Genomic DNA, 19,472 nt, shown 5'->3' on the forward strand with positions numbered 1-19,472 from the left:
GCAGGTTAACATTTTCTGAGTGCGGATTTTGTATCGTTAGGAGGGATTGCATGTTCACCGGATTGGTTGAGGAGGTAGGCGTCCTGCGGGGCGTAAGCGGCAGCGGCGAGATGATGGTGCTGAATATCGGCGCTGCCGTCATCATGAGCGATCTCAAGATTGGTGACAGCGTAGCTGTCAATGGGGTCTGCCTGACGGCGACTTCGGTCAGCGAGCATTCATTTACAGTCGATGTGATGCCGCAAACCTACCGGAACAGCACCTTGAAGGACCTGCGGACCGGCAGCCGTATGAATCTGGAACGGGCTATGGCCGCCGGCGGGCGGTTCGGCGGCCATATTGTGCAGGGGCATGTTGACGGCACTGCCGAGATCCGCTCCCTGAAGCGCGACCAGAACGCCATCGTGTTCGAAATTGCGCCGGACCGCAGCTCGCTGTTCAAATATATTATTCCCAAGGGCTCCATTACCATTGACGGCATCAGCCTCACCGTCGTAAATACGACGGCTTCTGCTTTTACCGTCTCGATCATTCCGCACACGCTCGGGGAGACGGTACTGGCTCATAAACGCACGGGTGACAGCGTCAATATTGAATGCGATGTCCTTGGCAAATATGTGGATCATCTTCTCCACTACAGCAGGGGGACGGGCGAAGAAGAGGAAGCGCGCAGTTCCAGGATCAGCCATGAGTTTCTGGCGGCCAACGGGTTCGTATAATTAAGATCAGGCTTCTGCGCCAGTCTAAGCAGGCTGCGCCGGGCCGACAGGAGGAAGTACCATGAGTGAGCAGCAAGGGCAAGACAGCGTTCTCGACCGGATCGAGGATGCGATTTATGATTTGATGCGCGGCAAGGTCATTATCGTAGTCGACGATGAGGACCGCGAGAATGAAGGCGACTTCGTCGCACTGGCTGAACGCGCGACACCGGAAGTTATTAATTTTATGATTACAGAAGGCCGCGGTCTGGTCTGTCTGCCGATTACGCCCGAACGGGCGGAGGAGCTGGACCTGCAGCCTATGGTGGTCCAGAACACCGATAACCACGGCACCGCATTTACCGTATCCATCGACCATAAAGACACCACCACCGGCATTTCCGCCGGTGAGCGCTCCATGACCATTAAAGCGATTATGGACCCGAACGCCAAGCCGTCCGATTTCCGCCGGCCGGGCCACATGTTCCCTCTGATCGCCAAGAAAGGCGGCGTGCTGCGCCGCTCCGGCCATACGGAGGCCGCAGTAGACCTGGCCCGCATGTGCGGCGCCTATCCGGCCGGCGTCATCTGCGAGGTTGTCAAGACCGACGGCACGATGGCCCGCCTGCCGGATCTGATTGAGATTGCGCAGAAGCATGACCTTAAGCTGATCAGCATCAAGGATCTGATCCATTACCGCAACGAGAAGGAGCATCTGGTGCACCGGGAAGTGGCGGTTAACCTGCCGACCGATTTCGGCGTATTCCAGACGGTGGCCTACACCAACGAAGTGGACGACAAGGAACATGTCGCACTGGTGAAGGGCGACATCTCCGGCGACGAACCGGTGCTGGTCCGCGTCCATTCCGAATGCCTGACCGGTGATGTGTTTCACTCCCACCGCTGCGACTGCGGCCCGCAGTTCGAAGCGGCGCTGCGCCAGATCGAAGAAGCCGGTCGCGGTGTGCTGCTCTATATGCGCCAGGAGGGCCGGGGGATTGGCCTGATCAACAAGCTGCGCGCCTATAAGCTGCAGGAGGAAGGGCTGGACACGGTGGATGCCAACCTGAAGCTGGGCTTCCCGGCAGACCTGCGCGATTACGGCATCGGCGCCCAGATTCTCAAGGACCTCGGTGTACGCCAGATCCGCCTGCTCACCAACAATCCGCGTAAGATCAAAGGCCTGGAAGGCTACGGTCTGGAAGTGGTGGAACGGGTGCCGATCCAGATGCCGGAGAACAAGGACAACACGAATTATCTGCATACCAAGCAGGCCAAGCTGGGCCACCTGCTGAAGTTCGACAATATCGAGCAGAACGAGAATTCCAAGCTTTAACAACATTTTTTACTATATAAATGAAGGGTTGATGAATGAATATGCCGAATTACTATGAAGGACATTTAGTTTCCGAAGGACTGAAATACGGTGTTGTGGTTGGGCGTTTCAATGAGTTTATTACGAGCAAGCTGCTCTCCGGCGCCTTGGATGCATTCAAACGGCACGGCGTAGCTGACGATGAAGTGGATGTGGCCTGGGTTCCCGGCGTATTCGAAATTCCGCTGATCTGCCAGAAGATGGCCGAAAGCGGCAAATATGACGCTGTTATCGCTTTGGGCACTGTCATCCGCGGATCGACGACGCATTATGACTATGTATGCAATGAGGTAGCCAAAGGCGTGGCCCAGATTAACCTCAAGACTGGTGTGCCGACAATCTTCGGTGTAGTGACGACCGAGAACATTGAACAGGCCATTGAGCGCTCCGGAACCAAAGCCGGCAACAAGGGCTGGGATGCCGCCACCGCCGCCATCGAAATGGCGAACCTGAACAAGCTGTTCAAATAAGGAAATTCTTAACGAATCATATACCTTCAAGAGAATGGAGCTTTTTTCGGAAGAAAAGGAACTTCTCTTGGAGGTGTTTTTGCTTTAAAATGAATGCTGTTGAAGATAATTAAAACGCAGGTTGCGTTCAAACGATATTAAAAAGCCAGTCCCTGATTGAATTCAGAAGACTGGCTGCATAACTCGTATGGTGTTTTAATCTATATCGCGCAAACGGGATACCCTCAAAGCACAGCTGAAGCATTCTCTTTTTTCTTCATAGGGTGTTCCACTGATGGACAGATTTTAGTGTACAATTCATTTTTTCGTGTCAGACTCGAAGTGGATATTTTAAAGCCATATTGTTTGAGGAGTTTCAGCTCATTATGATCGATTTGTTTAATTGTTATCCCTCCCCTCCTATCTAAATAGTATGTGGCGAGGAGAGGGATTATAAACAAACTATTTAATTTTGTACATTCATCCGTTCTGTGCGGTTTCCGAAAAAGGATAAGGGATTGGAGGCTTTAGTTTTTGATTTATTCATTGTATTTGCAGGTTTAGTTTTATAACCGTAAGCTTGAAGTTCACGAAGCGCTTCTTGCTTTTCTTCTCCCCTGAGTACAGTGATTTTCATTTTATCTCCTCCTTAATAACGCTAATTCTGCTGAGCATTAATATTATAATATATTTTTTTTAATAGGGCACGAAGAACTTGGTCTGCATCACTCATGGTGGAACTTATTAATTCATTTAATTCATCATTTAGGCTAGGGCTAAAGATTATAAGCGCTAAAAGCTTGTCACGAGGTGTTTCAATATCAGTAGCATAATACACTCGGTCTTTCTTTTCATCAAACCCATGATTAGAAAAAACATAGTAGGTGAAATTAATAAGTATGGCAATCAAGATTCCTGAACGCAACAAACTTTCAAGTCTCTGCACTTTGTTATCCGGTAAATCCAAATCAATTTCGACACCAAGATGAATTCCCCACATCGCAAGGGCGATTTTATAAAATGCAAAGTTTATAGCATCTGATTCTTTATATCTACTTACTGACTTGTCCTGTAATGATGTTTTCATCCGGTTAGCAAGTTGTATAGTGGGTATAGTGTTACCATTTTTTAACGCGTTTTGGGCGGTAAGCAACATTCGATATAGCTTGGTAGGAACATAATAATAATGCTGGGAAAAAATATTGACGTTCTCACCCTCTCTAGAGTATTCACCAATATTTTTAACCATTATGCGTGTTTCATTTTTTCTAATTATAATTTCATAGTGAAATAGTTGAACTGCTATAGCATATGGGTTTGTTTCAACAAAGGTTTGGGCAGTTCTGCTCAATAAATATCTTAATTGTAACGGCTTCTGCTCCTCGTTTAAAATTGCCAGCAATCTTTTTTCATCTTCAACCTGCTCCTGTAAGTTTGCAATGCTTCCATTATAGATACGTACCATAATAGAAATAATGGTGCCACCAATAAATAAAGCAGCCCAAAAAGGGACAGGGAATTGCAAATGCTCCGTCATCCATCGGGTAACAGGGTTAAACCATGTCTCCTCTGAAAACTTTTTTACCAGTTCAGAACCCCAAAACCATAAAACTAACGAAATAACAACAAGTATATCCGGAATAAAAACTTTCTTAGACTTCATACCATCATCTCCATAAAATCTTAATTAAGAAAGATATTTTTATCACTAAAAGTTCCGATAGAAAATAGGTTAGCGCAAATGGAGAATTCTGGATGTTAAATAACTAACAACATTTCTGGGTCTACTTAATTTCGAATATTAAAATCAGGCTTGTAGCCTGGCTAAAAGCTATAAATTGCAACTGTGTCAATACAGAGGTGAAGGTGCAATGAGGTTGACGGGAAGAGTCCGAAAGAATTAAACTAAGGTATTAGAAGAAAGCATGGATTATAAGCACTCTTTCTGCTTGTGTAGCGTCCCATTTCTTTGCGGCGCTGCACTTTCATTTTTTTATTGGGAGGCACCCTCGTGACTGTATTGTACAAGCTGGAGACGTTCGAAGGACCGCTCGATCTGCTCTTGCACTTGATAGATAAAGCGGAAATTGACATCCAGGACATTCCGGTCAGCGAGATTACCGAACAGTACATGGAGTATCTGCAGAATATGCAGGAGCTTGAGCTGGAAGTGACCAGCGAGTTCCTGGTCATGGCGGCGACGCTGTTGTCAATCAAGAGCAAGATGCTGCTGCCAAAGCCGCCGGTCATCGAGTTTGAGGATTTCGAGTATTATGACGACGAAGATTACGATCCGCGGGCCGAACTCGTGCAGAGGCTGATCGAATACCGCAAGATCAAGAGCATCGCCGTGCAGCTGCTGGATATGGAGGGTGAACGCAGCCTGATCTTCACGAAGGAGCCGGAGGATCTGGGCCCCTTTGTGCCGGTGCAGCTGGATAATACGCTGAAGGGCCTGCATACCTCCGACCTGATTGCCGCTTTCCGCAAGGCGCTTAGCAAGGCGGCCAGAAGGACCTCCTACCAGCGGATTACGCGTGATGAGATCTCCGTCAAGGACCGTATCCGCGAAGTCTCCGATGCGCTGATGAAGAAGGGCAGGGGCGGCAGGCTCCGCTTCTCGGCACTGCTGCATGAAGAAATGGCCCGCCATGAAATCGTGACGACCTTTCTCGCCATTCTGGAATTGATGAAGATGAAGGCGATTGTATGCTACCAGGAGAAATTGTTTGAAGACATCGTGATGGAATGGAGAGGGGGAGAAGACTTCAGTGGATTACAAAATGTTGAAATCGATTATTGAGGGGCTGCTGTTCCTGTCGGGAGATGAAGGCCTCTCCGCCCGCCAGATTGCGGAGATTACTGAACAGCGGGCGGAGCTTGCCGAACGGGCTCTGGAAGAATTGAAGGAAGAGTTCGTATCCCAGGGACGCGGGCTGCAGGTGGTGCAGATTGCCGGGAATTACCGGCTGGCGACACTTCCCGAGCACGCGCCGTATTTCGAGCGGCTTGCTTATTCTCCGGCCCGCGCTTCCTTGTCGCAGGCTGCGCTGGAGACCCTGGCCATTATCGCCTACCGCCAGCCGATTACCCGTGTCGAGATTGAGGAGATCCGCGGTGTAAAATCCGAACGGGCGCTGCACACGCTGGTGAACAAGGATTTGATTGTGGAGGTCGGCCGGGCCGAGGCTATCGGGCGCCCTATTCTCTATGGCACGACCAAGACCTTTCTGGACAGCTTCGGACTGGCCAATCTGAAAGAGCTGCCGGAGCCTTCCGCTTCCGATATCACCGATAATCTGGAAGAAGAAACCCAGCTGCTGTTCAGCAAGCTGGATAACCAGATGACCTTCGATGATGTCGATCCGCAGTAAATTGCAACTTTAACAGTAATCATTTGTTATCCTCAGCTAGTATACTGCTATAAACCGCTGTTCCACCGGGAACAGCGGTTTTTTGTCGTATAATGCGATATGCCGAATTTTTTCCAGCCCTAAATGCCATACTAATCCAAGAGATGTCCCATTCCCTAGCTGCGTGGAGGTTATCCCGTGAGTTTATGGCTTGTTATACCTTTGGCCTTGCTGCTGATCGTCCTGGTACTGATTCTAAGCTCTTCCATACATTTTCATTTCCGCTTGCGCCGTCAGGGTAAAGACGACCGGATCGAATTCGATATCCGGGCTTTGTTTGGACTGGTCAAAATCCATTATGAGGTTCCCAAGCTGGTGTTCAAGGGACTTCAGGAAGGGATAAAGGTCAAGCTGGAGGAAACCGGAGCGGGGCCGCTTAAGCAGACGCCCGATAAAGAAGGGAACATTGATAAAGACGCCGTTGTGAAATGGATGGATGAGTTCAAGCTGGCCCTTCAGGCAACCAAGGGTCTGCGGAAATGGATCAACGATCTCTTATCCCATGTCCGGATATCGAAGCTGGACTGGTCAACCGACTTCTCGCTCGGAGATGCGGCATATACGGCGACAGCGGCGGGGGCTTTGTGGGGGCTGAAGTGGAGCGCTGCCGGCTGGCTGTCCGGGAGGGTGCGCCTGCAGCGTAAGCCGCGGCTGTTTGTTGTACCAGTATTCCAGGATGAACTGCTCTTTTCAACTCTGATGGAAGGAACCGGAAAGCTGTCGCTGTCTTATATGCTGTATGCTGTATTTCTGCTCATCAGACGGGTGTTTAAGGTTAAGGGCGGGCTGGCCCGGTGGATTGGTTTACTCCGCCAAATAAAGCGCGATGCCGGATAAATGATCATGCCCCTGCTCTGCGCTTCCTTCATACATACTCCTTTCTCCTGCTGTGCATAATACAGAAAGCGTTAGGAACATTTAGCACATCACAGGAGGAGAATAATCATGAGCGATCATCCGATTCAAGGTCTGATGCAGACGGCGATGGAAAATATTAAAGGCATGGTAGATGTAAATACGATTGTCGGTGATCCTGTTGAGACACCGGATGGCAGCGTCATTCTGCCGATCAGCAAGGTGGCCTTCGGCTTTGCGGCCGGCGGGAGCGATTACCGGGTGGAGGATGATGCGCCGGGTGTCAACGGCTCTGCAAACGGCGGCGTCAAAATGCTGCCCTTCGGCGGCGGCAGCGGCGGCGGGGTATCCATTCGTCCGATTGCTTTTCTCGTTGTAGGCAAAGAAGGGGTGCATATTGTGCCGCTGGACAATCAGACACATCTGTTCGAGAAAATGATCGACGCCGCACCCAATCTGATCGACAAAATCCAGGGGATGTTTCCAAACGGTACGCCTGTAGGCGCAGAAGTGGTCAACACGCCGCCCAAGCCTTCAGTGAAGTCCGAGCCGGCTGTCACCAGCAATCCGTCAACACATTAAGACAACGGTATTGCGCTGTACACGGCGTAGACTGGGCAGGTGAATATGTGGGGATAAGAGGGAGATCGCCCTGATACAGGCGGTGTCCCTTTTTTGTGTTTGGGCGTGCCGGACATACCTGCAGGCTCGGCCGCATACACTTGTACAACACAAGGATGTTTCGGAGCGACCTGAGCCAGTTCGAGAACCGATAAAGAGCCGGAGGATGAACATGAACACATTAACGATGAGACGCGCGTTGATATTGCCATTTGCCCTGCTGTTGACGCTGTGCATACCGCTGGCTGCGGTACGGGCCGAGAACAGCACGGTCAGTACCCATGCCAGGGCCGCTGCGCTGATTGATGTAGAGTCAGGGAGAATGCTATACAGCAGCCGCGGAGACGAGCCGATGCTGATCGCCAGTCTGACCAAAATCATGACTGCGCTGGTCGCCATCGAGAACGGCGATCTGACCTCCAAGGTCAAGGTGGGCAAGAACGCCTTCGCCAAGGAAGGCTCCTCGCTCTATCTGAAGCTGGGCGAAGAAATGTCCCTGGAGGATATGCTGTACGGGCTGATGCTGCGTTCGGGGAACGATGCGGCTACGGCGATTGCCGAGCATGTCGGCGGCACGGAGCAGGGCTTCGTGTACCTGATGAACGCTAAAGCGGAGGAGCTTGGCCTCACCCATACGCATTTTGCCAACCCGCATGGTCTGGATGCCGACGGGCATTACTCCACTGCGAATGATCTGGCGGTGCTGACCGCTTACGCAATGCATAATCCGGTCTTCAAGGAGATTGTCGGCACTCCGGTGAAGACAGCGGATAACCCCTATGAGAAATGGGACTATAAATGGGCCAATAAAAATAAAATGCTGCGCCTGTATGAGGGTGCGGACGGTGTGAAGACCGGTTACACCAAAAAAGCGCTGCGCTGTCTGGTCAGCTCGGCGACCCGGGGCGGGCAGCAGCTGGTGGCAGTAACGCTGAACGACGGCAATGACTGGAATGATCATGCCGCCCTGCTGGACTACGGCTTCAACCATTATCCGCTCAAGAATCTGGTGCAGCGCGGAGAAAGCATCGAAGGTTACCCGCTGGTTACCGGCAAGAGCTTCGCCTATCCGCTGGGGCAGGGGGAGGAGGCCCGGCTGAACACCAGGCTTGTGCTCGACGATCAGGTCCGTGCGGAGGCGCCAACCAGCTTTGGGCTTAAAGGGGCATTGATTGTGGAGCTTGGCGGCAGGGTCATCGGACGGATTCCGGTGTATGACCCGCAGCGGCTGCCGCCGGAGCAGTCGGCATATATGAAGAAATACAGCGACGCCGGAGCCGCGCCGTACCCGGCGGATAACTGGCTGCAGGCGCTGGGCAGCGCACTGCGGGCACTGTTCCGGTTAGGGTAAGGAGGCAGGTGGCCACACGTGACTCCGGACATAGCAGGGCGGCAAAGGGGGAGGTTCGGCAATGATTAACGGAATCTGGCTGGGCATGATTCTGATCGGCTTTGTATTCGCTGCGGTCAACGGGCGGATGGATGAATTTACGGCGGCGATATTTGACGGAGCCAAGAACGGGGTGACGGTCAGCTTCGGGCTGATCAGTGTGCTGGTCTTCTGGATGGGAATGATGCGGGTAGCGGAGGACGGGGGACTGATGAAGATCATCGCCAGAGTGCTGGGCCCTGTAGTGTCTTTTCTGTTCCCCGATGTGCCGAAAGGCCATCCGGCTATCGGTTACATCCTCTCCAACATGAGCGCGAATCTGCTGGGGCTGGGCAACGCCGCAACGCCTATGGGCATCAAGGCGATGCAGGAGCTGCAGACGCTGAACCCCGATAAGGAGACGGCGACTCCGGCCATGTGCACACTGCTTGCGCTCAATACCGCGAGCATTACGCTCATTCCGGCAACCTTGATTGCTGTGAGGCTGAACTACGGCTCGGCGGAGCCTGCCGGCATTGTCGGCACGACACTGGCGGCAACGGCGGTGGCAACCATCGCCGCCATCGCGGCCGACCGTTTCTACCGCAGGCTAACGCTGCTGCGCAGGCCGCCGAGGCCGCCCGCAGTGCGGACAGGCAGCGCCGGCGGCGGTCCGGCCGTACCGCATTCCTCCATGAAAGGGTGAGTCTTCCGTGCTACAGCTCATTAGCCTGATCTCGGCCTGGGCGATCCCGGTGATGATAACCTTTATTCCGCTGTATGCCTATTACCGGAAGGTGCCGGTATACGATTCCTTTGTCGGCGGAGCCAAGGAAGGCTTCGGCACGGCGATTGCCGTAATCCCGCATCTGGTCGGCATGCTGGTCGCCATCAGCGTCTTCCGCGCTTCCGGGGCGCTCGACTTCCTGATGGGCTTTATCGCTCCGCTGCTGGGCCGGCTCGGCGTACCGGCGGAAGTGTTGCCGCTCGGCTTGCTCCGTCCGCTCACCGGCACCGGTTCACTGGCCTACACGACCGACCTGATCCGTGTCCACGGCCCGGACTCCCTGATCGGAATGATCGCTTCCACCATCCAGGGCAGTACGGATACAACTTTATATGTATTGACCGTCTATTTCGGCGCAGTAGGGATACGCAATGGCCGATATGCGCTGAAGGTCGGTCTCTTCTCTGATCTGATCGGCTTCATCGCGGCGATTGCTGTGTGTATGCTTGTTTTTGGCTGAGAATCCATTGCGCATCTGAAATAGCGAATTTCGGTGTTATATTATACCGGAATTGCAGCTATAGGTAAATAGGCACTGCTGGATATCGCCTTTGCCCGGTATACCCGCTAGAATGGGTAGGATTGTACATAACCGTCCAAAGGAGACTGCATCCATGAGAATATTGCCTGCTTTTATTGCAAGCCTGATCCTGTCCGTCACGCTGGTGGCCCCTGCTTCCGCAGCCGACAAACCGATCACCGTGCAGATTGACCAGAAGAAAATCGACCTCAAAGGGAACCATCCGGTCCAGCAAAATAATACAATTCTCGTCCCGCTTCGTCCATTATTTGAAGGCCTTGGCCTGAAGATCGGCTGGAATCCCAAAACCGGCCAAATTACCGGTACAAAGGAAGGGTTCAGCATTCAGCTGCAGATCGGCAAGAATACAGCCGTGGTCAACGGTCAGACGAAGAAGCTGATTGTGGCTCCGCAGCTGATCCGCGGCGCGGTTTATGTGCCGCTCCGTTTTGTCAGCGAAGCGGCCGGCGTTGAGGTAGGCTGGAACCCCAAGGCATCGCTCATCTCGGTGACTTCCAAGCCTGCAGCGGATACGGCCGGGATTGCCGAATTATTCGAACGGTATGTCACTGTCTCCAATCAGGAGGATGCCGCCGGATTCATGGCCTTGCTTGATCCTTCCTCGCCGCTGGCCGCCGCAGAAGAGAGCATTAAGGCCCAAATGGAGCTGTATGATCTCAGTGTATCCGTCGACCAGCTGGACATTGTAAGTGCAGATCAGAAGGAAGCTGTAGTCCGGACTGTGGAGACTTCCCGCCGGGTGGGCGGACTGTTCATGCCGGATAGTACATCCGAGTATATCTACTCACTGGTTAACACGGATGCCGGTTGGAAGATCAGCGGTGTCCAGATCAATGCAGCGCAGTATAGCGTGCCCCAGAATGTGCTTAGTGCCACACCTGCTGTACCGAAGGAGGCCGAGAGCGCGATTCTGGCTGAGCTGGAGTTGAACTATAAATATTCCAATGAGGAAAATATAGACGGCCTGCTGGCTGATCTCACGGCGGGAACAGCGGAATATGAACAGGCCAAGCAGTTGTACAGCCAGATATTCCAGACCTATGATCTTTCCTATACGCTGGAATCGGCCAAGATCATCGATTACACGGACAGCCAGGCTGCCGTATACGTCATTCAGACAACGAAGAAGCTGAAGGGTCCGGAATTCAAGAATAACCGCGCCGCTTCCGTAATGATGCTGGTCAAGGGCGAAGACGGTTCCTGGCAACTCGGGCCAACCTACCTGATCAGCAGCGAAGAACTGTAATTGCACGAAGCGGTTAGCATTTAAGGCGGCTGAATGCCCGCCTGCTGTCCGAATCCCCGTCAACGCGCTTCAGCCTCCGGGGGCTGTCCGTGATTTGGCGGGGATTTTTGCTATGAACAGGTCATTCAATCCGGGCTCCCGCAGACAAATCCTTCCTGGCACCCTGAACTTCTATCCGTCATATGCTATTGCAGCATAACGGAGGAGGCCGATAGGGTTGGACTACAAGGGCTTTATTCTGCATCATTCCCGCTGCTCATCGATCAACGGCAAAGGCTTTGACTTCTGGATCGCGAAGGAAGGGGGGATTTATGCCGCCCCGTTGCTGACGGATCCCGAATATATCCACATTTGCCTGGAAGGAGATTACAGTTCACCAGACACGGTGCCGGAGCCTGCAGGGCGAGGTCAGCAGCTGTTTGCGGCAGGCAAGCTGATCCTGGAGCTGGCAGCGCGTTACCGGATTTCGCCGCTCTTGGTGGAAGGGCATGACGATTCATGTCCCGGAGCGTATTTTCCATGGAAGGAGCTTGTGATTTATCCCGCTGATGGTTATCATTAGTCTGAGGTGACTAGTCGAAAATGGAAAGATTACAGAAAGTTTTGGCGCAGGCAGGTATTGCGTCCAGACGCAAATGCGAAGAATTGATTTTGGCCGGGAAGGTTGAGGTCAACGGTGAGACCGTGACCGAACTCGGTACCAAGGTGGATCCTGAACAGGATGTCATCAAAGTATCAGGCAAACCGATCCGCAGCGAGAATAAAATCTACTTGATGTTCAATAAGCCTAAAGGTGTGATCACCAGCGCATCGGACCCCAAGGGCCGTAAAGTGGTGACGGATTATCTGAAGGGAATCACGGAGCGGGTCTACCCGATCGGCCGGCTGGATTATGATACGGAGGGACTTTTGCTGTTGACCAATGACGGCGAGTTCGCCAATCTGCTCACGCATCCGAAGCACCATGTGCCGAAGACGTATCTGGCTACGGTCAAAGGGGTGCCCCATGGCACCTCGCTGGACAAGCTGAAGGCCGGCATCAAGCTGGAGGACGGGATGACCGCTCCGGCGGAAGTCGAATATAAGGATATCGATGAAGCCAGTAAGGAATCCGTCATCAGCATTACCATTCATGAAGGACGCAACCGTCAGGTGCGCAGGATGTTTGAAGCGATCAACCACCCGGTGATCCGGCTCAAGCGGATTTCCTTCGGGGATATTCTGCTGCAGAACCTGAAGCGCGGCAGCTTCCGCCATCTGACCAAGGATGAGATTAACCATCTGAAGCAAACTGCCAAGGCAGGCCTGCTGAAAGCAAATCAAACCCGTAAAGACACATAATGTTCACATTTACTCCTCCTAAATCTGTGGCCATATTCGTTATAATGTTCATAGGATGTTCACACCTAAAAACTGAAGTAATGAATTGCGTCACAGAAGGAGGATTTCTGTTGGGCACAGCGAAAAAGCCGTTACAGGTTGTTATTCTGGTGCTGCTCCTGGTGCTCGGAGGATATGCAATCGCTTCCTCGGCGTTCGGAGGCGCTGGTCCTGCCCGGGAAGGCGTCAAGGCTCCCGGCTTCAAGCTGTACGGGCTGGACGGTACGCTGCATACGCTGGAAGACTACAAGGACAAGGCTGTCGTGCTCAACTTTTGGGGCTCCTGGTGTGCCCCCTGTGTCAAAGAAATGCCTGTGCTGCAGGCTGGCTGGGAGAAATACCGTGAACGTGGTGTAGCGGTTGTCGGTGTAAATGTTGCCGAAGACCGGGCTACAGTCGAGAACTTCGTGAAACAGGTCGGCATCGATTTTCCGGTTATTATGGACAAAGACCGCGATGCGGTGCAGAGTTACGGTGTTTCGCCGCTGCCTACGACTTTCTTCATTAATAAAAATGGGAAAGTAGCCAACATCCATATCGGCCAGCTGGATGCAAATGTACTCGATACGCAGATCAGGAAGCTGGTTGGAGACTGAGGGCAGGCCTGCAGCTGATGGGCCTGTGATACCTTTTTTACGTATGCCGCCAATGGGTATATAGGTATTAGGAGTTCCGACTCACCTCCGGTAACGTAACCGTTGACAGCCCCGGGCGGGAAGATAGTACAATAGGGAAAGTGAGTTATAAAATACGGCCGGATGAGGCAACTTACCATAGCGAATCAGGGCGGTTTTCGTCGATTCCCGGAAGGGGAGCGCCAGGTACTGCATGGCTCGCCGTACTCGGCTTTCTTGCGTGAAATTCACCTTGGCCCGCGCCTTAAGTTGATTATCTCCGGGCTTCATTAGAATGCGGTGACGGACTAAGCAAATCTATATTTTTTAACGCGGCAAAGGATTATGGGTAACGTTCTACTGTATTTGATGAAGGGGTTGTTGTGAAATGGCAGAGCATTTGAACAGAATTCTGGTGGTGGATGACGAGGAGCGCATTCGCCGCCTGCTGAAAATGTATCTTGAAAAAGAAGGCTACGAAATCGACGAAGCGGAAGACGGCGAAATCGCTCTGCGCAAAGCAACGGCCAATGATTATGGTCTTATTCTGCTGGATGTTATGCTGCCGGGAATCGACGGCATTGAGGTGCTTACCCGGCTGCGGGGCGTGAAGTCCACGCCGGTGCTGATGCTGACGGCCAAAGGTGAGGAAATCAACCGGGTTCAGGGCTTTGAGATGGGTGCGGACGATTATGTCGTGAAACCGTTCAGCCCGCGTGAGGTGATCTACCGGGTTAAGGCGATCCTGCGCCGCTCTTCGGCGACAGCCTTTTTGTCCAAAGAGAGCAATTCCAGCAACAATATTGTGTTCCCGCATCTGGTGATTGAGCATGATGCCCACCGTGTAACCGCCGGCGGACAGGAAGTCAGCCTGACTCCGAAGGAATATGAGCTGCTGCATTATCTGGCGATTTCACCGGACAAGGTATTTTCGCGGGAAGAGCTGCTTAAGGATGTCTGGAATTATGAATTCTTCGGCGATTTGCGTACGGTCGATACCCATGTCAAACGGCTGCGCGAGAAGCTGAACAAGGTCTCGCCGGAGTCGGCGGCGATGATTACTACGGTCTGGGGCGTCGGCTATAAGCTAGAGGTGCCTAAATAAGTGAGCTTCTGGAGAAGTCTTGTCGGCAAGCTGTGGCTTACGATCTTTTGCCTCGTTGGCTTTGTGATCATGACGGTCGGGCTGTTCCTGCTCCCCTTTATCGACAGCAATTTCGCCAATTCCGCAGAAATCAAACGATTGTTCTTGTATGCTTGTATGATCGGTTTCTCTTTGACAACGTTCTTTGCGTTGTTCCTAATCACCAAGATTACCCAGCCTATGCAGCGTCTTATTGAAGCGGCCAACAATATCCGCAGGGGTCAATATGGAACAAGACTGAACCTGAAGACCAGCGATGAAATTGGCCAATTGGCGACCTCCTTCAACCATATGGCTGCTGAGCTGGAGGAGAATATCCGCAGCCTGAACCATGAGAAGGCCCATCTCTCCAGTGTTCTGCGCAGCATGAGTGACGCCGTAATCACCTTCGATACCGCCGGGCGTGTCATTCTGACGAATCCGCACGGACAGACCTTGCTTAAGGCGTGGAGCGATGTTGCACTTGAGGAGGCCAGCGAAGCGGAGCTTCTGCCGCAGGGGCAGCTCGCCAGTGAGGTGCCGCCGCCGCTGCGGCCGGTCTTTTACAGCACCCTGAGCCAGGGCGGCGACCAGCGCTCCAACGTCCATGTACGGCAGGGTGTCTGGTCAGTGCATATGGCACCGCTACTTGCCGAAGACAGCATCCGCGGCGCCGTGGCGGTGCTGCGCGATGTGACAGAGGAGGTACGGCTGGAGAAGATGCGCACCGACTTCGTGGCGAATGTCTCGCATGAGATCCGTACACCGCTGTCCATGATGCAAGGCTACAGCGAAGCGCTGCTGGACGGGATGGCTTCTTCTCCGGAAGAAAGTGCCGAACTGGTGCAGGTCATTCATGACGAGTCGCTGCGTATGGGCCGGCTGGTCAAGGATCTCCTGGATCTGGCCCGTATGGAAGCAGGACATACCGATATGAAGCAGGAGCAGGTCGACATGGAGGAGCTGCTGGAGCGGATGTACCGCAAATTCTCCGTGCGGGCCAAGGAGCGGGGGATTCTGCTGGAGCTGGATAAGTCCAGCGGTCCGCTTGTGCTGAAGGCTGCAGACCAGGACAAGCTTGAACAGGTGCTGACCAATCTGCTGGACAACGCCTTCCGTCACACCGCCGCGGACAAGCATATCTCCATTCTTACCGGCTTTACCGTGCTGGAAGGCCGGCGTTATCTGGAGATTAAGATCCGCGATGAAGGGGCGGGTATCGCGCCGGAGGATTTGCCGTTTATCTTCGAACGGTTCTACAAGGCGGATAAAGCCCGGGTACGGGGAGAGTCCGGAGGAACCGGACTCGGCCTGGCCATCGTCAAGAATATCGTCGAGGCCCATCACGGCCAGATTTCGGCGGCCAGCAAGCTTGGAGAGGGGACAACCTTCATTCTGCGGCTTCCTGTCGAAAAACAGTAAAACAGATTTCAAGGATTGACAGCGCCTCTGAGAGCAGAGGTGCTTTTTGTTGAAAGGACCACATTAATCTTGTTCACCGTGGAACATCTACCTGGGAGGAGCTCACTATGATTTTATCTTTGGACCAAGGCACCACCAGTTCGCGGGCTATATTGTTTGATAGCGAAGCCCGGATCATCGCACAGGGGCAATACGAGATCAGGCAATCCTTCCCCCGGCCGGGCTGGGTGGAGCATGATCCGGAGCAGATCTGGCAGACCCAGCTGTCTGCTGCCCGGGACGCAGTCGGCAGGAGCTGCATCGTGCCGGAGGCGATTGCGGCCATCGGAATTACGAACCAGCGGGAAACGGCGTTAATCTGGGACCGTGTAAGCGGAGAGCCGATCTACCCCGCCATCGTATGGCAGGATCGCCGTACAGCGGAGCATTGCGAAGAACTCAAGCGTAGCGGCTGGGACAAGGAGATAGCCGCAAGGACGGGACTGGTTGTGGATGCGTACTTCTCCGCTACCAAGCTGGCCTGGATACTGGATCATGTGCCGGGCGCACGTACACGGGCGGAGCAGGGCGAGCTGCTGGCCGGAACAGTTGACAGCTGGCTGATCTGGAAGCTGACCGGAGGCAAGGTACACGCCACAGACGTAACGAATGCTTCGCGTACGATGCTGTATAACCTCTATGAGCACCGGTGGGATGAGGAATTGATCCGTGAGCTCAACATTCCCCGCTGTATTCTGCCGGAAGTGCAGATGTCCGGCAGCGATTTCGGTGTGGCCGAGGCACAGTGGTTCGGCGCGGAAATCCCCATTCGCTCGGTACTCGGCGATCAGCAGGCTGCGCTCTTCGGCCATACCTGCCTGGAACCGGGCAGCGCGAAGAATACCTATGGAACAGGCTGCTTCATTCTGATGAACACCGGTTCCGAAGCGGTGGCTTCCAGCCACGGGCTGCTGACGACAATCGCTTGGGGAATGGGCGAAGAGCTCTACTATGCGCTGGAAGGCAGCGTATTTGTTGCCGGAGCCGCAGTACAGTGGCTGGAGGAAGGCCTGGGGCTCATCGGTAGCCCGGCGGAATCGGAACTGAAGGCGCGCGAAGTGGAGGACAGCGACGGCGTTGTTGTCGTTCCGGCCTTCACCGGCCTTGGGGCGCCGTACTGGGATATGTATGCCCGTGGAGCGGTGTTCGGACTGACCCGGGGGACGACGGCCGGCCATCTGGCCCGGGCGACGCTGGAGTCCCTTGCTTTTCAGTCCCGCGATGTTATCGGAGCGATGGAGAAGGATGCCGGCATGCCGCTGAAGGATTTGCGCGTAGACGGGGGCGCTGTGCGCAACGACCTGCTGATGCAATTTCAGGCGGATATTCTGGGCAGTGAGGTGACGCGGACAGCCTATGCCGAAACCACGGCGCTTGGTGCTGCGCTGCTGGCCGGCCTTAATATAGGCCTGTGGAGCAGAGCGGAGCTGCGGAATATCAATCAGGCTGAGACAAGCTTCCTTCCGCAAATGGCCGAAGCTGAACGGGAACAGCGCTACGGGGTATGGAAAGACGCGGTGGAACGCACGATGGGTTGGGAAAAGCATGAACGGGGAACACAACTATAGGGAGACAGCAGGAGTGAACTTGTACGGCGGAAGCCTCATCGGTATAGCTTCCGCCGCTGCATTTATGGCTAGGCTTGTACCGTGGATTGGATAGTCAAGTTCTCCAATCCTGCCTTTCGTCCGAGACGGGAAAGCTGCATTTTCAGAATCGGGTTATGCTCCAAGGTAAGAACGATCCTGGTGAAGCCGTCATTCTTGAACATGAGAAAGCAGCTTTCCAGCAAATGCACTACATCAGGCGCCGTCACATTCAGCTTCGTGCAATCGATTTGCAGCTCGTATTCAGCGGGATCCAGCGGATTTATGACCTGCTGATAGCTCTGCATGGATAGAAGTCCTTCCTCTTCGGAGAATGTTCCTACAAGCTCAATACGGATTTGCTTATGTATATCATCGGTGTGCAAGATAAAATTTCCCACGCTCAAAACACACTCCTTACGCTTCGCTGGACAGAGCAAGGGCTCTGCCTCTTATATTTATCCTTTTAAAGCATATTTCACCATATAATTACACAAAAAGGATGTATATTCAAGTCCAGTATAACCCGCTTCTCCTTTTGTTGGCAATCGGCTGGTCGAAAGCTGTATGAATTTGTCACAAAACAACCCCTCTCCGCAAGGTGGTCACCTAAAGCGGGAAGGGGCTGCAGCTGTAGCGTAAGCAGTGACATCAGAATTTGAAGATATGAATCGTCTTTTGCAGCTGGAATACAGCGCTGGTCATCTTCTCCGTCTCTTCAGCAACCGATTGGAGCGCGTGGATTTGCTCATTCATCGCTGCAGATACCTGTTCTGTCCCGGCCGCCGTCTCCTGCGTAATCGCCGAGATGTTCTCGATCGCGCTGGAGATCTTGAGGGCACTTTCCAGCATCAGGTCGCTTTCGGAAGAGAAGGAAGCGATTTGCTCGGTTATGTATTGAACGCTGTGCACAATTTGCGAGAAAATATGGGCATTCTCAATGATCATCTGATTTTGCAGCTGAACCACTTCTTCATTGATTGCAATATTGGAAATGGCTTGTTTGATGTCGGTTTCGATACTGCGCACGAGAGTGAACACTTCTTTGACTGAAGCGGTAGATTCTTCGGCGAGCTTGCGCACTTCCTGGGCTACCACTGCAAACCCCCGGCCATGCTCTCCGGCACGCGCCGCTTCAATGGAGGCATTCAGCGAGAGCAGATTTGTCTGCTCGGCGATTTCCGTGATCGTCTTGGCGATCATTGTAATGCCGCGCGCATTTTGCGATAAGGCCTCAATGGTATCGGCTACCTTCTGTGTGGCTTCAATGTTCTTGCGCATGCCTTCGGCCTGTGTATCGACTGATTGCCGGCCCTTCTCCACCAGCTCCAGCATGTGCTTGGACCGCTTGTCCATTTCTTTGGTGGAGCTGGTATAATTGCTCACCTTGGTTTCAATGTCTTTAATGGAGTCGGTCATACCGGCGATATCCACCGAAATTTCGTTGGCACCCAGTGCCAGCTCATTGGAGGAGGAAGAGACCTGCGCCATCACGATCTTCAGGTTCTGATTCTTGTCTTCAATGCCCCGGCTCGCGTCCATGACCTGGCGGGTGATCTGCGAGGCCTCGGTCAGAATCTTTTTCAATTTGTCAATCATAGTGTTGAAGGAGCGGCTGATATCACCCATGGAGCCGGATTCGTCGGCGCGGGCAGTGAAATCGCCTTTGGCAATCGTGTGGGTAACGTTAGAGATGTCGTCAAATGAAGATGTAAGCGTTCTCTCAATAAAGCGCGCCAGTGGGTAAGTCAGCGCCGCCAGTACCACCATCAGAATAACCCCGACGATAAATTTGCCCATAATGATGAAGGCAATCAATGCAGGGATAAAGAATAAAGCGGCGACCAGGTAACATCCCGTAATAATTCTTTGCTTCAACGGAAGTTTGCTCATCCAGTCCATGGTAGGTTCCCCCTAAAAATTATGTGGTTGTATCTGGTAATATTATAGGTTA

The 19,472-nt window shown here is 53.0% G+C and carries 21 protein-coding genes; 17 read left to right on the forward strand and 4 right to left on the reverse strand.

What is annotated here, in order from left to right; genetic code table 11:
* Positions 1-50: 50 nt before the first annotated feature.
* The 3 genes from ribE (at position 51) to ribH (ending at position 2,543) form a co-directional block, all read left to right on the forward strand.
* Positions 51-719, forward strand: a complete 669-nt coding sequence (ribE, locus tag F1379_RS14700) for a riboflavin synthase (RefSeq protein WP_150270954.1) — start codon at positions 51-53, stop codon at positions 717-719.
* Positions 720-780: 61 nt separating this feature from the next.
* Entirely contained in the window at positions 781-2,034 is a 1,254-nt protein-coding gene (locus F1379_RS14705; protein ID WP_150270956.1) for a bifunctional 3,4-dihydroxy-2-butanone-4-phosphate synthase/GTP cyclohydrolase II, read from the forward strand.
* Positions 2,035-2,075: 41 nt separating this feature from the next.
* The gene (gene ribH / locus F1379_RS14710; RefSeq protein ID WP_150271130.1) at positions 2,076-2,543 is read left to right on the forward strand and encodes a 6,7-dimethyl-8-ribityllumazine synthase; all 468 of its coding nucleotides are present in this window, start codon (positions 2,076-2,078) and stop codon (positions 2,541-2,543) included.
* A gap of 445 nt (positions 2,544-2,988) precedes the next feature.
* Here ribH and F1379_RS29770 read toward each other — a convergent pair whose 3' ends face one another.
* The gene (locus F1379_RS29770) at positions 2,989-3,159 is read right to left on the reverse strand and encodes a hypothetical protein (RefSeq protein WP_162551170.1); all 171 of its coding nucleotides are present in this window, start codon (positions 3,157-3,159) and stop codon (positions 2,989-2,991) included.
* A 21-nt stretch (positions 3,160-3,180) separates the two neighbouring features.
* Positions 3,181-4,185, reverse strand: a complete 1,005-nt coding sequence (locus F1379_RS14715; RefSeq protein ID WP_150270958.1) for a hypothetical protein — start codon at positions 4,183-4,185, stop codon at positions 3,181-3,183.
* A gap of 348 nt (positions 4,186-4,533) precedes the next feature.
* Between F1379_RS14715 and F1379_RS14720 the strand changes: the two genes are divergently transcribed.
* The 14 genes from F1379_RS14720 (at position 4,534) to glpK (ending at position 17,500) form a co-directional block, all read left to right on the forward strand.
* Positions 4,534-5,325 carry a segregation and condensation protein A gene (locus F1379_RS14720; protein WP_150270960.1) on the forward strand — a complete coding sequence of 264 codons (792 nt, stop codon included), beginning with the start codon at positions 4,534-4,536 and terminating at the stop codon, positions 5,323-5,325.
* Entirely contained in the window at positions 5,294-5,896 is a 603-nt protein-coding gene (scpB, locus tag F1379_RS14725) for an SMC-Scp complex subunit ScpB (RefSeq protein ID WP_150270962.1), read from the forward strand. Before F1379_RS14720 ends, scpB begins: the two co-directional genes overlap by 32 nt.
* A gap of 177 nt (positions 5,897-6,073) precedes the next feature.
* Positions 6,074-6,772 (forward strand): DUF2953 domain-containing protein, encoded by a 699-nt coding sequence (locus F1379_RS14730; protein WP_150270964.1) that lies wholly within the window; start codon positions 6,074-6,076, stop codon positions 6,770-6,772.
* A 108-nt stretch (positions 6,773-6,880) separates the two neighbouring features.
* Positions 6,881-7,372 carry a GerW family sporulation protein gene (gene ytfJ, locus F1379_RS14735; protein WP_150270966.1) on the forward strand — a complete coding sequence of 164 codons (492 nt, stop codon included), beginning with the start codon at positions 6,881-6,883 and terminating at the stop codon, positions 7,370-7,372.
* 211 nt (positions 7,373-7,583) lie between these two features.
* A complete protein-coding gene (locus F1379_RS14740; protein WP_203457099.1) occupies positions 7,584-8,762 on the forward strand; it encodes a D-alanyl-D-alanine carboxypeptidase family protein in 1,179 nt (392 codons plus the stop codon).
* Positions 8,763-8,823: 61 nt separating this feature from the next.
* A complete protein-coding gene (locus F1379_RS14745) occupies positions 8,824-9,486 on the forward strand; it encodes a nucleoside recognition domain-containing protein (protein ID WP_150270970.1) in 663 nt (220 codons plus the stop codon).
* A 7-nt stretch (positions 9,487-9,493) separates the two neighbouring features.
* Complete coding sequence (locus F1379_RS14750; RefSeq protein ID WP_150270972.1) at positions 9,494-10,027, forward strand: spore maturation protein; 534 nt, start codon at positions 9,494-9,496, stop codon at positions 10,025-10,027.
* A 154-nt stretch (positions 10,028-10,181) separates the two neighbouring features.
* Positions 10,182-11,354 carry a copper amine oxidase N-terminal domain-containing protein gene (locus F1379_RS14755; protein WP_162551171.1) on the forward strand — a complete coding sequence of 391 codons (1,173 nt, stop codon included), beginning with the start codon at positions 10,182-10,184 and terminating at the stop codon, positions 11,352-11,354.
* A 217-nt stretch (positions 11,355-11,571) separates the two neighbouring features.
* The gene (locus F1379_RS14760) at positions 11,572-11,916 is read left to right on the forward strand and encodes an N-acetylmuramoyl-L-alanine amidase (protein ID WP_150270976.1); all 345 of its coding nucleotides are present in this window, start codon (positions 11,572-11,574) and stop codon (positions 11,914-11,916) included.
* A gap of 20 nt (positions 11,917-11,936) precedes the next feature.
* Complete coding sequence (locus F1379_RS14765) at positions 11,937-12,695, forward strand: pseudouridine synthase (RefSeq protein WP_150270978.1); 759 nt, start codon at positions 11,937-11,939, stop codon at positions 12,693-12,695.
* A gap of 110 nt (positions 12,696-12,805) precedes the next feature.
* A complete protein-coding gene (locus tag F1379_RS14770; protein ID WP_150270980.1) occupies positions 12,806-13,330 on the forward strand; it encodes a redoxin domain-containing protein in 525 nt (174 codons plus the stop codon).
* 406 nt (positions 13,331-13,736) lie between these two features.
* On the forward strand, positions 13,737-14,453 hold the full coding sequence (locus tag F1379_RS14775) for a response regulator transcription factor (protein WP_150270982.1): 717 nt from the start codon (positions 13,737-13,739) through the stop codon (positions 14,451-14,453).
* Positions 14,454-15,893: an ATP-binding protein gene (locus tag F1379_RS14780; protein WP_150270985.1), complete on the forward strand. Its 1,440-nt coding sequence runs from the start codon at positions 14,454-14,456 to the stop codon at positions 15,891-15,893. It begins immediately after the preceding gene.
* Between the two features lie 107 nt (positions 15,894-16,000).
* Positions 16,001-17,500, forward strand: coding sequence for a glycerol kinase GlpK (gene glpK, locus F1379_RS14785; RefSeq protein ID WP_150270987.1), 1,500 nt, complete (start codon positions 16,001-16,003; stop codon positions 17,498-17,500).
* Positions 17,501-17,568: 68 nt separating this feature from the next.
* Here glpK and F1379_RS14790 read toward each other — a convergent pair whose 3' ends face one another.
* Entirely contained in the window at positions 17,569-17,919 is a 351-nt protein-coding gene (locus F1379_RS14790) for a hypothetical protein (RefSeq protein WP_150270989.1), read from the reverse strand.
* A 250-nt stretch (positions 17,920-18,169) separates the two neighbouring features.
* Positions 18,170-19,420: a methyl-accepting chemotaxis protein gene (locus F1379_RS14795; RefSeq protein WP_150270991.1), complete on the reverse strand. Its 1,251-nt coding sequence runs from the start codon at positions 19,418-19,420 to the stop codon at positions 18,170-18,172.
* Positions 19,421-19,472: the final 52 nt, after the last annotated feature.

This window comes from Paenibacillus tepidiphilus (assembly GCF_008635795.1).
Taxonomy (GTDB): Bacteria; Bacillota; Bacilli; order Paenibacillales; family Paenibacillaceae; genus Paenibacillus_AQ; species Paenibacillus_AQ tepidiphilus.